Origin of the sequence: Streptomyces lydicus, from assembly GCF_001729485.1 — a bacterium.
Taxonomy (GTDB): domain Bacteria; phylum Actinomycetota; class Actinomycetes; order Streptomycetales; family Streptomycetaceae; genus Streptomyces; species Streptomyces lydicus_D.
The window spans coordinates 3,986,184-4,000,203 of record NZ_CP017157.1; the positions used below are offsets into that span (position 1 = coordinate 3,986,184).

General features: G+C 68.4%; 10 protein-coding genes and 2 pseudogenes. 9 read left to right on the top strand and 3 right to left on the bottom strand.

Features of this window, described 5'->3' with window-relative positions:
- Nucleotides 1–219: 219 nt before the first annotated feature.
- Complete coding sequence (locus SL103_RS17270) at nt 220–1,371, top strand: ABC transporter substrate-binding protein (protein WP_069569907.1); 1,152 nt, start codon at nt 220–222, stop codon at nt 1,369–1,371.
- Between the two features lie 119 nt (nt 1,372–1,490).
- Nucleotides 1,491–1,981: pseudogene (locus tag SL103_RS17275) on the top strand (GNAT family N-acetyltransferase).
- A gap of 109 nt (nt 1,982–2,090) precedes the next feature.
- Here the strand turns inward: SL103_RS17275 and SL103_RS17280 are convergent.
- A complete protein-coding gene (locus SL103_RS17280; protein WP_069569908.1) occupies nt 2,091–4,397 on the bottom strand; it encodes a serine/threonine-protein kinase in 2,307 nt (768 codons plus the stop codon).
- A gap of 598 nt (nt 4,398–4,995) precedes the next feature.
- Here SL103_RS17280 and SL103_RS17285 point away from each other — a divergent pair.
- Complete coding sequence (locus SL103_RS17285; protein WP_069569909.1) at nt 4,996–6,207, top strand: acyltransferase family protein; 1,212 nt, start codon at nt 4,996–4,998, stop codon at nt 6,205–6,207.
- An 879-nt stretch (nt 6,208–7,086) separates the two neighbouring features.
- Nucleotides 7,087–8,196 carry an alpha/beta fold hydrolase gene (locus SL103_RS17290; protein WP_432215359.1) on the top strand — a complete coding sequence of 370 codons (1,110 nt, stop codon included), beginning with the start codon at nt 7,087–7,089 and terminating at the stop codon, nt 8,194–8,196.
- 18 nt (nt 8,197–8,214) lie between these two features.
- Here the strand turns inward: SL103_RS17290 and SL103_RS17295 are convergent, their stop codons facing one another.
- Entirely contained in the window at nt 8,215–8,973 is a 759-nt protein-coding gene (locus SL103_RS17295; RefSeq protein ID WP_069569910.1) for an SDR family oxidoreductase, read from the bottom strand.
- A gap of 431 nt (nt 8,974–9,404) precedes the next feature.
- Entirely contained in the window at nt 9,405–9,812 is a 408-nt protein-coding gene (locus SL103_RS17300; RefSeq protein WP_069569911.1) for a RidA family protein, read from the bottom strand.
- Between the two features lie 142 nt (nt 9,813–9,954).
- Between SL103_RS17300 and SL103_RS17305 the strand changes: the two genes are divergently transcribed.
- The 5 genes and pseudogenes from SL103_RS17305 to SL103_RS17325 all read left to right on the top strand — a co-directional run bounded on the left by SL103_RS17305 (nt 9,955) and on the right by SL103_RS17325 (nt 14,016).
- Entirely contained in the window at nt 9,955–10,335 is a 381-nt protein-coding gene (locus tag SL103_RS17305; protein WP_069569912.1) for a winged helix-turn-helix transcriptional regulator, read from the top strand.
- 123 nt (nt 10,336–10,458) lie between these two features.
- Nucleotides 10,459–10,923, top strand: a pseudogene (locus tag SL103_RS17310) (oxidoreductase C-terminal domain-containing protein); the annotation flags it as partial.
- A 33-nt stretch (nt 10,924–10,956) separates the two neighbouring features.
- Complete coding sequence (locus tag SL103_RS17315) at nt 10,957–12,171, top strand: cytochrome P450 (protein ID WP_069569914.1); 1,215 nt, start codon at nt 10,957–10,959, stop codon at nt 12,169–12,171.
- A gap of 116 nt (nt 12,172–12,287) precedes the next feature.
- Nucleotides 12,288–12,734, top strand: coding sequence for a cupin domain-containing protein (locus tag SL103_RS17320; protein ID WP_069569915.1), 447 nt, complete (start codon nt 12,288–12,290; stop codon nt 12,732–12,734).
- A 313-nt stretch (nt 12,735–13,047) separates the two neighbouring features.
- Complete coding sequence (locus tag SL103_RS17325; RefSeq protein WP_069569916.1) at nt 13,048–14,016, top strand: alpha/beta hydrolase; 969 nt, start codon at nt 13,048–13,050, stop codon at nt 14,014–14,016.
- Nucleotides 14,017–14,020: the final 4 nt, after the last annotated feature.

Here is a 14,020-nt window from a genome sequence, read left to right on the forward strand (position 1 = left end):
AGCGCGATCAGTGTGGGCGAGGCGCCGCGACAATGTCCCTTGCGCGCCAAATATGCGCAGGAACGGTGGCCAAGAGTTTCGAAGATGTTACGGACCGGACATCCGCAGCGTGCCTACTATGGCCAACTTGTGCAGACGCTTTGTTCACACAAGTTCTCACCCCCCACGTGAATCCCCGTGCGTCCACTGTGCCGCCCTGTGTACCCCTCTGGAGAGACCGTGACCGAGATCCTGCCGCGATCCGCCGTGCTTACCGGCGGCCTCGTCGCCGCCACACTTGTCCTCAGCGCCTGTGGCGCGGGCAGCGACGGGGCGACCAACGCCGACGGAGAGAGCGCGGCCACCGCCGTGACGGCCAAGGACTTCGGGGGCATGGACGCGCTCGTCAAGGCAGCCCAAAAGGAAGGCACGCTGCACGCCATCGCGCTCCCTCGCGACTGGGCCAATTACGGTGCGCTGCTCGACGGCTTCGAGAAGAAGTACGGCATCAAGGTCGAGGTGGAGAACCCGGACGGCGCCAGCCAGGACGAGATCAACGCCGTCACCTCCCGCAAGGGCCAGGACCGGGCGCCCGACGTCCTCGACCTCGGTAGCTCCTTCGCGTACAGCGCCGCCCAGAAGGATCTGCTCGCGCGGTACAGGGTCGCCGATTACGTTGACATCCCCGACGGCCAGAAGGACTCGCTGAGCCGCTGGTACAACGGCTACGGCGGCTATATATCCATCGGCTGCGACGCCAATCGCGTGAGGACTTGCCCGACCAGCTTCAAGGACCTGCTCAAGCCGGAGTACAAGGGCCAGGTCGCACTCAACGGCGACCCCACCAAGTCGGGTTCGGCCTTCGGCACGGTATTCGCGGCCGCCCTCGCCAACGGCGGCTCCTTCGACTACGTCCAGCCCGGCCTCGATTTCTTCGCCAAGCTCAAAAAGAACGGCAACTACACGCCCGTCCAGTCCACCTCGGCCACCATCAAGAAGGGCCAGACGCCGATCGTCCTCGACTGGGACTACCTCAACGCCAAGTACGCCGACGAGTTCAAGAGCAAGGGACTCGACTGGCAGGTCGCGGTCCCGGAGGACGGCAAGTTCTCGCAGTACTACTCGCAGGCCATCAACAAGGACGCCCCGCACCCGGCGGCCGCCCGGTTGTGGCAGGAGTACCTCTACAGCGCCGAGGGCCAGAACCTCTGGCTCAAGGGCTACGCCCGCCCCGCCCTGATGACCTCCATGGAGAAGAAGGGCACGCTGGACAAGACCGCGGCCGCCAAGCTGCCGAAGGTCTCCGGCACGCCGACAACCCCGACCGAGTCGCAGATGGACTATGCCAAGGAGGACATTGCGCAGGGCTGGGGCAAGGCCGTCTCCAGATAACGGCGACTCTCACCACGGCCGCCGCGGTGCCCGCCGTTTCCTCGGAGCGGCGGGCACCGCGCGGTCAGCCGGTGCCCGCGTTCATGTGTGCGCTTCCAAGTCAAATGGGAGAGTCGTTGATGGCCGATGGAGTAGTTCTCGACGGAGCGCTGACCCGTCTCATTCCGACGACCGAAGAAGATTTGGACCTGCTGGCCCAATGGTTCGCTTCCCCGGACTTCGTCGAGCATTGGGTGGCGTACCGATATCGCGTGACGAGGTGGCCGAGAAGTACGTCGGACGGCGCCGGCCGCGTGTGGAGTCTTTCCTTGTGCTGGCACAGGGCACACCGGTGGGCTACGCGCAGTACTGGCACGCCGGCGTGGCTGAAGGTGGCCTCGACATGGTGTTGGCACCGGAGGCGCGGGGCCGGGCCCTGGGGCCGGATGCCGCTCGCGCGCTCCTTGCGCATTTGGGCGGGAATCTCGGATGGCGGCGCGTGACAGTCGATCCCGTGAGAGGGAACGTGCGGGCAGTGCGCGCCTGGGAGAAGGCCGGCTTCCGGCAGGTGCCGAGCGAGGCAGAAGACCTCCTCATGGAGTTCACCTTTCCCGAGGGCCGCCAGGGCTGACCGCCGTGCGTCATGGCCGACCGGTTCCGGGCAGCGTCAGACCGGCTGCCCAGCGGCGTTTCCCGCGGTACGCCCTGGCGATGTGGCAGCCGCCGTCCAGCCACCCGGGTCAGCCCGACTTCGGCGGCTTCTGCGCGTCGAAGGCGAAGAGAGTGTTCTTGGCCGCGGCCACGATCACCGCACGCCCCGCGAGAGTCACACGCGGGCTTGGGCCCCCGGCGCCCGCCAATCCGTCAGCCTGCGGATCTGTGGTCCACAGGGGTTTGCCATCCTGCGGCGACAGCGCGACCACCCGTCCGCTGGCCGAGCTGAAGTACAGTGCGTCGGCTCCTGCGACAGGACCCGACGCGCCCTCCACGCCGGTCTGCTGCGACCACTTCTGCCGGCCGGTCGCGGGGTCGAGTGCCGTGACGAGACCGGTCTGCCCGCTCACGTAGACGGTGCTGCCCGCCATGCCGGGCGCCCCCGTGTACGTCTTGGCCAGACGGGAGTACGTGACCTTCTGCGAGGCCAGGTCGACCCGTGCCACCCCGTTGTAGCGGTCCAGCTCCGTTCCCCCCAGGTGTACGTGCAGGAGTACGAGCCTGCCGTTGGCGACGCCCATCGGCACGGCGGGGCCGTTGACCGCGATGGGCCTGCCCAGTGCCCCCGAGGCGCGGTCTACCGGGTACAGGGCGGGGTGGCGCACCGCCATCGCGTTCACCTCCGCATCCGTCGCGCACATCGCGACGAGCTGTGGGCCCACCGGGACGGGAGCGCACTGCTTACCCGCGGGGAACGACGACCTCCATGTGACCCGACCGCTGTGCGCGTTGCGGGCCTCGAAGCGGGAGTTGGAAGCGTCGACCGTCACGACGTCGGAGCCGACCACGATGGCGTCCTGAGTCCGACCCGTGACGGCCGTCGACTGGGCGCCGGACGGCGCGGACCACAGCTCCCGGCCGTTGTTCGCGTCGACGGCCACCACCTCGCTGCGAGGGTCCTGCGGGGCGTCCTGGGCGGCGAAGCGGTAACCGACCACCGTGTCGTTGGTGGCGCCCACCAGGTACATGCCATTGGCGGGGACGCCGGGGCTCTTCGCCGTCCACACCCGCGAGCCGTCCCCGGCCCTGATACGGGCCGCGACAACACCGCCGCCCCCGCAGAACAGCGCGTCGCCGTGCGCGACGCAACGCAGCTCGTCGGGTATGTCCTTGCGACCGCCCGGCACGGTCCGGTGCCACGGCTGGAAGCCGTCCGGAAGTGCGGCAACCGGGGCCGCATGGCTGTTGCCCTTGTCGCCGCCGCTGGTCCCCCCAAAGCCGCCCGCCGTCAGCGCTGCGACTCCTCCACCGATCGCTGCCACCGTGACCGCGACCGCAGCCGCGATCACGGGACGCCGTCGGCCACGCGGTCGGCGGCTGATGGAGGTGTCGACGCTTCTCGTACCGGGATCGGTCGGGGTGGTGGTCGGGGCAGTCGGCGCCGGGGTGGCTGTCGGGGGAGTCGGCGTCGGAGGGGTCGGCGTCGGGGTGGTCGGCGCAGGGGTGGCCGGCGCAGCGGAGTGGTGCTGGGTGATCATGTCGCGGGTGCGGGCCGCGCCAACTCCCCTCGCGTCGCTCTGATCGAGGTCGGCCGGCAGGTCCCGTAGCCGCACGAGGAGTTCGTCCGCCGAGGGGCGCCCATCGGGCTCCTTGGCCAGGCACGACTCGACGACCGTGCGCAGGGCCGCCGGCACGTCCTCCAGCGACGGCACCCCGTGCACCACCTGATACGCAACTATGTAGGGGCTCTCCGCGTCGAAGGGCCCGTGGCCCATCGCCGCGTACGCCAGCAGCGTTCCCAGCGAGAAGACATCGGACCGCGGTCCCACCTCACGCGGCGCCAGCAACTGCTCCGGAGACATGAAGGGCGGCGTACCGATGACCCGCCCCGTCACCGTCAGCGTCTGCTGGTCCACGGCGCGCGAAATGCCGAAGTCGATGACGCGCGGGCCCTCGGGGGAGAGCACGACGTTCGAGGGCTTCAGGTCACGGTGGATGACCCCCACCCGGTGGATGTCCCGCAGAGCCTCCGCCAGCCCGATGGCGAGCCTCCGCAGCTCCGCTCCGCTCAGCGGGCCCTTCGTGGCGATGCGCCGGGAGAGCGTGTGCCCCTGGATATAGGTCGTCGCCATCCACGGCTGCTCGGCCTCAGGGGCAGCGTCGACCACGGCGGCGGTGAACGCGCCGCTCACCCGCCTCGCCGCCGCCACTTCCTGTCGGAAGCGGGTGCGGAACTCGTCGTTCGCTGCGAACTGCGGGTGGATCAGTTTGATCGCGACAGGTCGCCCTGAACTCGTACGGGCCAGAAAGACCGTGCCCATGCCACCCGAGCCGAGCCGGGCCTCAAGTGGATAACCACCGATCTCGGCTGGATCACCTTCGCGCAGCGACACTCTTCCCCGACCTCTCGTCCCCCGTGTACCCCTGCCACCACGGGCCTTCGTACCAGTCCCGCATACAAACTAGCTGCTCCAGCGCCGGTGCCTGACATCCCTCCCGCTCCGTCAAGTCGTGCGGCACCTCCTCGAAGTCCTGCACGGCCCGAAGCTCATCCGGTGCTTGACCACTATGTGCCACTCACCCCTGTCCAACCAGGCGCCGTGAGTGTCCCGTTCAGGGTGGATGACCAGCTGTGCCAGGTCAGGCAGCAACCCAGTCCGGGGGAGTCGGTGCCGTTGGTGAGGGCTGTGCGACGGCCTGCCGGCCGGCGAGGTAGCTGTCCGGCGGGAGAGCCGGGCGCGTGCGCGGGCTGGATCTCGCGGCGGCACCGATGCTCGGGCGCCATCCGATGCCCGGAGCGGCTCTCCCGCCGTAGCGCGACAGCGGCTGGCCCAGTTCGCCGCGTACACGCCTCGCTTGAGGAAGATGATGCGGCATTCAGTAGACGGGACACGCACATCGGCCGGCCGTTGCGCCGAACCGACGGGTGGACGGCGGATCAGTTGTGTGGACGGTTTTGCCCATTACAGCTGTGCAGCTAAGGTGCCTCAAATGTTCCGCGCGGCCATACCCCTCGAACGTCCTGTGGACCCGGCGCCCGTGGGGCGGCAGGATCCCGCCCCACGCCTCGATCCCAAGTCCGGCGGCAGAGATCCGTTCTTCGACAACGCGAAGTACCTGGCGGTCGTCCTCGTCGCCATGGGGCATACGTGGGAGCCGCTCACCCACGGTGGCCGGGTGGCGATGGCGCTGTACATGACCGTCTACACCTTCCACATACCGGCGTTCGTCCTCATCTCCGGCTACTTCTCCCGCGGATTCGACCTCAGCCCGGCCAAGCTCAAGCGGCTCATCACCAGTGTCGCCGTTCCGTACGTGGTGTTCGAGGTTCTCTTCGCCTACTTCCAGCGCTGGGTGCACGACACCCCGAACGAGCCGATCAGCCTCACCAGCCCGTACTACCTGGACTGGTTCCTGGCGGCTCTCTTCATCTGGCGGTTGACGACCCCTCTCTGGAAGCTCGTGCGTTGGCCAGTACCGCTGGCGCTGGTGATCGCCGTGCTCGCGGCGGCCTCACCTGACGTCGGCAACGACTTCGCCATGCGGCGGGTACTGCAGTTCCTGCCGTTCTTCGTCCTGGGACTTCACCTGAAGCCGGCCCACTTCGACCTGCTGCGGCAGCGCGCGATCCGCGTCGCGGCGGCGCCGGTGATGCTGGCCGCCGTCGTCTTCGCGTACTGGGCGGCGCCGCGCATGAACTCCGCATGGTTCCGGCAGAACAACGCCGTACAGGACCTGGGCATGCCGGCGTGGGTCTCCCCGGTCATGGAACTCGCGCTGTTCGGCTGCGCCGTGGTGCTCACCGTGTGCTTCCTGGCCCTGGTGCCACCGCGGCAGACGTGGTTCACGAAGCTGGGCGCGGGCACGCTGTACGGCTATCTGCTGCACGGTTTCGCGATCAAGATGGCACGCTGGTCCGGTTGGTATGACACTCTCCCCTGGGTGCGCACGCCGGTCGGCGAGGTCCTGGTGACGTTGCTGGCCGTCACGCTGATCACGTTGCTGTGCACGCGGCCGGTACGGCAGGGGTTCCGATACGTGATGGAGCCGAAGATGTCCTGGGCGTTCCAGGGCGACGCGGCCGCGTCGGCGCGGAGGCGGGCGGGCACCGATGACGCCGTTTCCGCACGCTCCCCAAGCGGTCGGACACGTAAGCCCGACGTCGAACTCGCGGACCAACAGGCTGGACAGCCCGTCCGGTGATCCGACCTCGGCGTACCTGGCGCACCTGGCCCACCGGGTGGGCACCAAGCTGCGCCGGGGCCTGAGCGTCGACCGGACGGAGCGGGACGCGCTACGGCAGGCGGTCGCCGAGCGCCCGGACGTGCCGGTCGACCACGACGCCGTGTAACAGGCGGCCAACGTCATGAACCACGCCAGCCCGCCGGGGGAGTGGAGGCACCGCCCTTGCTCCGGCGGGACCGGCCTGCGGCCGCCTCCTGTGCCGGCCACAGGCCGGTTCGACAGTCACCCATCGCGTGCGTGGCGCTGAACCTCTCGAACATCTCGGGTTCGTCGGAATTCCAGCCTGAGCCCGACAACTGACGACGTCGTGGACAGCCGATGGAGCGCACACGACAAGCGCCGCACGACTTTGCCCACCGTGCCACTGGCACGCCCGGTTCCGAGTTCCTTCGCCGCAGCCCTGTGCCCGTAAATGTAGGAGGCACGCTTCGTACTCCGCTGTCAGACGAAGTACGCCCAAGGCAGTCCCGCGGTGGCCGCGCTCGTGCGACTGAGGCGGTGCTCAAGGTGGGGTCGGCGCCTGGATGGACATGCCGGTACCGGATGGGACGTGTGGTGGGGCCACGCCTGCTTCATCGCCCGTGTGTGGGGACGCAAGGGCCAGCCGCTCCGCCGTACCGGTTCCGTCACCCGCGATTGCGGGAGCAGAGAGCGCGGCACAGCATGAGCTCAGCGGACGTGCGACCTGCGGACATGCCTGTACGCAGGCATGGCGCGCTGTCGCGATCCCTGCCGCGGCGCCCGATTCGACCGGTCCGACGCGTCACTGCATGTCACTGAAGACGCCCGATCGAAGCGGAAAGGGAGCCCATGTCCCAGGCATCAGGGAACGGCGACTTGGAAGATCAGACCAGCGCCGGATTGCGCCGTCGCCACGTGCTCCGCACGGCCGGTGCGGGCGCACTGGGACTCGGCCTGGGAAGCATCGCGCTGACCGCCGTCACGATGCCCCATGACGTGGCCCCGCAACCCCAGGCCACACCCATGCCGACGCCCGAAGTCCTCGGCTCCGTCGGGCAGGCGCCGCACCTGCCGCCCGGGTTCACCAAGACGTTCACCAGCCGCTTCGTCCAAGCCAATGGAATCCGCCAGCACGTGGTCGTCGGAGGAGAGGGGCCGCCGCTGCTGCTGATACACGGCTGGCCCGAGACTTGGTACGCCTGGCGCCTGGTGATGCCGGCACTGGCCAGACACTTCACGGTCATCGCCGTCGATCAACGCGGCATCGGACTGACCGCCAAACCCAAGAGCGGGTACGACACCCGCACCCTGGCAGACGACATGGTCACTCTGATGGCCGCACTCGGGTACCAGCGGTTCGCCGCGGTCGGCCATGACACCGGAATGCCCATCGCCTACGCGCTGGCCGCAGACCACCCGGAGCGCGTCGCCCGTCTGGCCGTCGCCGAAGCGTTCCTCCCAGCCGTGACCCCGTCGCCACCCCTTGTCGGCACCGCGCAGGTCAACAAGCGGCTGTGGCACATCCCCTTCAACCGACTCACCGACGTGAACGAACAACTCGTCCGGGGACGCGAAGGCATCTACTTCGGCTGGCAGTTCGCCACCAAGGCCGTACGAAAACTCCCCGACTACGCCGTCGACTACTACGTCCGGATCCTCGCCTCCCAGCACGACGCTCTGCGGGGCAGCTTCGGGTGGTACCGCGCACTCGACACCACCAGCGCCCAGGACCGGCAACGTAGAGCGCGCCCGCTGACCCTGCCCGTCCTCGCGATCGGCGGTGCGGGGAGCCTCGGCGAGAATGTCGCCGACACCATGAAACGTGTCGCACACGACGTGCGGAGCGTAGTCATCCCCGGCACCGGCCACTGGGTGGCCGAGGAAGCGCCCCAGGAAGTACTCGCGGCACTGACCACGTTTCTGGAGCCGTACCGTGACCAAGGCCGGAGCGCACGACCCCAGCCGGCCGCGACGCTCGGCAAATGATGGCCATCGAGGTGGGGCTCAGCCGACGAATTGCTGGCCTCCGTCGATGTCGTAGGTCGCACCCGTGAGGGCGGTGTTGATCATGATGTGCACCGCGAGCGCCGCCACGTCGTCGGGTACGACGACACGGCCGATCGGCAGCGCGGCGCGCAGCTCCTCGCGGCGCGCGTCGAGCGCGTCGCCGAGCAGCCGGGCCGACAACGGCGTGTCCACGAAGCCGGCGGCGATCAGGTTCACCCGGACCGGCGCGAGCTCGAGTGCGAGACTGGCCGTGAACGCGGGCATCGCGGCGGTGACCGCGGGGGCGACACCCAGAGCGGGCCGGATCCGGCGGGCTCCCGTGCCGCCCAGGAGCAGCAGCGTGCCGCCCGGCCGTACGGCGCCGGCGGAGTGGCGCGCGACCTCGAGTGCGAGCACCATGTGGTCGCTGATCGCCCGGCGTGCCTGCTCGCCGTCCATGTCCAGAAGGCGGCCGTAGGACGGGCCTCCCGCGGTGACCATCACATGGTCGATCGGCCCTGGCAGCTGCTGGAAGAACCGCTCCAGCTGCGCCGCGTCGTGGGCGTCGAAGGCCGCGGTGCTGAGCGCGCCGGCTTCCTCGGCCGCGGTGCCCAGCCGTTCCGGGTCCCGTCCGGTGAGGACCACGGAGGCGCCCTGTTCACGGGCGAGCCGTGCGGTCGCCAGCCCGATGCCCGCGCTCCCGCCGATGACGACGAGGGTCTGCCCGAGCAGCGGCAGGCCGCCGGCACTGTGCCCGTCAAGCGGTTCAGAAGTCATGAATCCTCCTGTGCCGTGGCGTCACGGTCCCGCCCGGGCTTCTTCTCACTGTGGGAGCCGCGCTGATCTGCGGTGCGTCCGTGAGGCTGCTGAGATCCGTCTCCACGAAACCGGGCGTGGACGCCGATCAGGCGCCTTCCCTGCCATCACCAGGGTGCATCGGACGCCACCGCGACGCATATGAGACGTCGCTCGGCCACCGGCCCATTTCGCCGTCGACGACCAGTCCCCGGAGAGCGATCACCGAGACGGTGTGCGAGGCATCCCGCCCCGGACGTCCTGCGACACGCCCAGCACAGGTCCCTGGTCCGCACCGGTGCGATGTCCAGGACTTGGCCGGTCGATCACGTGTGGATGTGGGGCGATCACGTGTGGATGTGACTGAGCCCGTTACGACCAGCTCGGTGCTTCGGTGGGCGGAGAGCAGCTGTTCAGTCGAGGACCGCGATGGCTTCGATCTCGACCAGGTGGCCGGGTACGTCCAGTGCCGCTACGCCCAGCAGCGTGGCCGGCGGGGTCGGGGTGACACCTAGTTTCGCGGCCGCCCGGGATATCCCCTCCAAGAGCGAGGGCATCTTGTCGGGTGTCCAGTCGACGATGTAGACAGTCAGTTTCGCCACGTCCTCGAAGGAACCCCCGGCCTCGGTCAGGGCGGTGGCGATGTTGAGGTAGCACTGCTCGACCTGCGCGGCGAGGTCGCCTTCGCCGACCGTGACCCCGCCGGCATCCCAGGCGACCTGTCCGGCGACGAAGACCAGTTTCGACCCGGATGCGACAGACACCTGCCGGTAGACGTCGACCTCGGGCAATCCTGTGGGGTTCACCAGGGTGATGGCCATGCTGTCTGCCTCCTTGTCGGGAGCCCGTGGGCTCGCTGCCACCGGACCAAGACGCCTCCTTGGTCTCTTGTGGTTACTCAGAAACCGTAGGAGAGTGACCGCCGGCACGGAAGAACGCACTTTTCAGTGACTGGGGAACCTGATGGGAACCAAACAGTTCGGCGGCTCGCCCGAGGACGCGGACCTGAGGCGTGCGGACTCTCTGGCGCGGGAGATCTTCTCGGACGTCGCCAACAAGTGGGCGCTCCTGATCATCGAAGCCCTGGGGGAGCGCACCTTGCGCTTCAGCGAGCTGCGGAATGAGATCGAGGGCATCAGCCACAAGATGCTCACCCAGAACCTGCGCATGCTGGAGCGCAACGGTCTTGTCGAGCGGACGGTGCACCCCGTCGTGCCGCCCCGGGTCGAGTACACCCTCACCGAGCCGGGACAGGCACTGCGGGTGACGATCGACGGACTGTGCGACTGGACCCAGCGGTACCTCGGTCACATCGAGACCTCCCGCCACCGGTTTGACGCCTGACGGGCGATTGCGTCGCCGCCCGACAACCCCCAGGCGGGAATGGCCAACTGGCGTGCTCAGCCGCGGCGGAGCCGGATGACGACGACCGCAGCGGTAACGGTGCCGAGGTAGAAGTAGCCGCGCCTGGAGCACTGGGGCAACGCGGTGGAGCAGGCCGAGATCGCGGCACACAACATGGTCAGTGCGGGGCCCGACCGTCGCCCGCACCTGTGGGTGCCGATGTTCTGGTCCGTCCAGTTCGGCGTCAACATCAAGTCGGTGGGTGTGCCCACACTGGGCGATCAACTGGTCGTAGCACAGGGGGCGCTGAACGAGGCGCGGTTCGTCGCGGTGTACGGGTACCGAGGCCGGGTCATCGCCGCGGCCTCCTTCGACGGCGGGAAGTGGCTGGGGTTCTACCAACAGCAGGTCGAGGCCGGAGCAGCGTTTCCGCCGGACTATGCCCTGGTGGACCGTCGCACCGACGCTCTGCAGCCCGTTGATCCGGCCTTCCCGGACCCCCACCTCCCCACCCACGAGCCGACCGTCACGGTGACGGGGCACTCGCCGACCGAGCGACGCGTCCAGTTCGTCGCTCCCCATGCCTGACCCTGCCCGGAGCGTCGCCCTTCAGGAGACACCATGACTCTCGCCACCATGTCCGCGCAGATCACCGATTTCGCGAATCGCGCAGATCCGTACCCGCTCTACGCCGCATTGCGCGAGTCACCGGTCACGCGTCAGGACGACGGCACCTACCTGGTGAGCACGTATTACGAGGTACGGAGCCTGGCGAACGACCCGCGGCTCAGCAACGACCCGCGTAATCGCCCTGCCGGCGCCGGCGGCCCCGCCGTGGCCGAGGAGGACACGAATCTGCCGCCCAGCTTCATCTTCCACGACCCGCCGGAACACGACCGGCTGCGCGACACGGCGATGCGGCAGTTCGGCCCCCCGCACAGCCCCAGGTTCCTTCACGACATGCGGGACGACATCACCAAGATCATCGCTGACCTGCTGGACGCGCTGGAAGGCAAGACCGAGGTCGACGTCGTCGACGACTTCGCCTACCCCCTTCCCGTCACGGCCATCTGCAAGGTCCTCGGGGTGCCCCGGGAGGACGAACCGCTCTTCCACGGCTGGGCCGACACCGTGGCGTCCAGCCTCGATCCCAGCCAAGGGAAGGAGCAAGCACTCCAGGCACGCGGCGAGCTCGGCGCCTACCTGTCCGACCTGATCGACACCAAGCGCCGCCACCCCGGCAGCGGGATCCTCGGCCCCCTCGCCCGCGAAACCGGCACCGGCGGCAGCATGTCGAAGGCGGAGCTGGTGGCCACCTCGATACTGCTCCTGATCGCGGGCCATGAGACCACCGTCAACCTGATCAGCAACGCGACGCTCACGCTGCTGCGTCATCCCGCCGTCCTGAAGCGGTTTCAGAACGAACCTGGCCTGGTCGTCCCACTCATCGAGGAAGTGCTGCGGTACGAACCGCCGGTTCAGTTCATCCCGTTCACCACCGCCCTCTCCGACATCGACATCGCCGGAACCACCATCCCCGAGGGCTCGCAGGTGTGGCTTCTGCTGGCCTCGGCCAACCGTGACCTCAAGCGCTTTGCGGAGCCTGACCGGTTCGACCCTGATCGCGAGGACAACCAGCACCTCGGCTTCTACACGGGCGTCCACTACTGCTTCGGCGCCCCGCTGGCCCGGATGGAGGCGCAACTCGCCCTGCCCCGGCTCTTCCGACGAATCGAGAACCCCCGGCTGCTGGCGGACCCGCCGCCCTACCGCGTCAACCCTGTCCTGCGTGGCCCCCGCCACCTCCCCCTGGCGCTCGACGGCCTTGCCGCCTGAACCTGCAAGGGCGTCGGAGTTATGCCCGGACCATTCAGCTTGGACGTGTGCACAGCATCGACCCACTACACCGACTGGCTCACCTGACCCGGCCGGCCCACCCTGGAGACCTCGCCATGTCGAACAACGAACAGGCGGCAGGCAGAAACGGGAGCCAGCCGCGCTCGGATGCATGGAAGACGGCGCTCACCGTGCTGCAGTCGGCGAAACCGCCGTTCGTTCCGGAAGGGGCGGACGCGATGACGGTTCTCGTCGAGTTCCCTCCCGGCGATCCCGGCACCCCTCCGCACCGGCACTCGGGACCAGCCTTCGGCTACATGCTGGAGGGAGAGATGCTCTTCGAGCTGGAAGGTGAGCCGGAGCGGGCGATCAAGGCAGGGGAGACGTTCTGGGAGCCGGGCGGCGACGTCATCCACTACCAGGACGGAAACAACCGGACGGACACCAGGAGCCGTTTCCTCGTCACCATGCTGTGCGCACCGGGGCAGCCGATGCTCACCCTGGTCGACGACGAAGAGCTCGCCCAGCGCCGGCACCTACGCGCTCCCCGCCCAGGCGCGTGACCAGCCACCGACAGCTGGCACTGACCGCTCCCTTGAGTGAAATGTCAACGCGTGCGCGTATCCGCTCCTCGGTGCGCCTGTCACCGGGGAAGCCATGTCGTGACGAGCCGAGTACCTGGCGGGGAGGGATTAGGCGGCTCCTGCGAATGCATCTGCCGAGGACGTGCAATTACAATGGACAAATACCGCTATTCGGCGGCTTGAACAGGGCGGAGGATCTGCCGACCGCCCCGCAGCGCGAGCGCAGCGCGGCGCTCTTCAGCGCCCCGCGCTCGTCACCAGGCGCTTCTCGCTTTGCCCAGGGAGCATTCCCATGGCTGGTCACACCGCCACAATCGTCCTCGAACCCGAGGCCCAGGAGCTCGCCGACGCGACCTCGCAGCATCCGTTCCTGTACGAGCTGGATCCGACCGCGGCGCGCAAGGTGCTCGACGACCTCCAGGCCGCGCCGGTCGACAAGTTGCCGGTCGACGAGGAGTGGGTCACGGTTCCGGCAGCCGTGGGCGATGTACGGGTACGCATCGTCAAGCCGCAGGGCGTCACCGGAACGCTGCCCGTGGTGTTGTACATGCACGGCGGTGGCTGGGTGCTGGGCAATGCCGGTACGCACGACCGCCTGGTGCGCGAGTTGGCGGTCGGCGCCCGTGCGGCAGTGGCCTTCGTGGAGTACACGCCCTCGCCCGAGGCGCACTACCCCGTGGCCATCGAGCAGGGCTACGCCACCGCGCAGTGGATCGTCCGCGAGGGAGCATCCAAGGGGTTGGACACACAGCGCATGGCAGTGGCCGGGGAATCGGTCGGCGGGAACATGACCGCCGCGCTCGCCCTCATGGCCAAGGAGCGCGGTGACGTCACGTTCGTACAGCAGTCGATGTATTACCCGGTAACGGACGCGGCCATGGACACCGGTTCCTACGACCAATTCGCCACCGGCTACTACCTGAGCCGCAAGCTGATGGAATGGTTCTGGGACGCCTACACGACCGACCCGAACCAACGCACGGAGATCACCGCGTCTCCCAATCAGGCCACCATCGAGCAGCTCTCCGGCCTGCCTCCCGCCCTGCTGATCGTCGACGAGGCCGACGTGTTGCGCGATGAGGGCGAGGAGTACGCCGCCAAGCTCCGCGCGGCGGACGTTCCGGTGACCACGGTGCGCTACGACGGCACGGTCCACGACTTCATGATGCTCAACTCGCTGAGCCACTCCAAAGCCGCCCGTGGAGCCATCGACCAGGCAACAGCGTTCCTGCGCAACGCACTTGGCACCGACCGGACCTGACTGA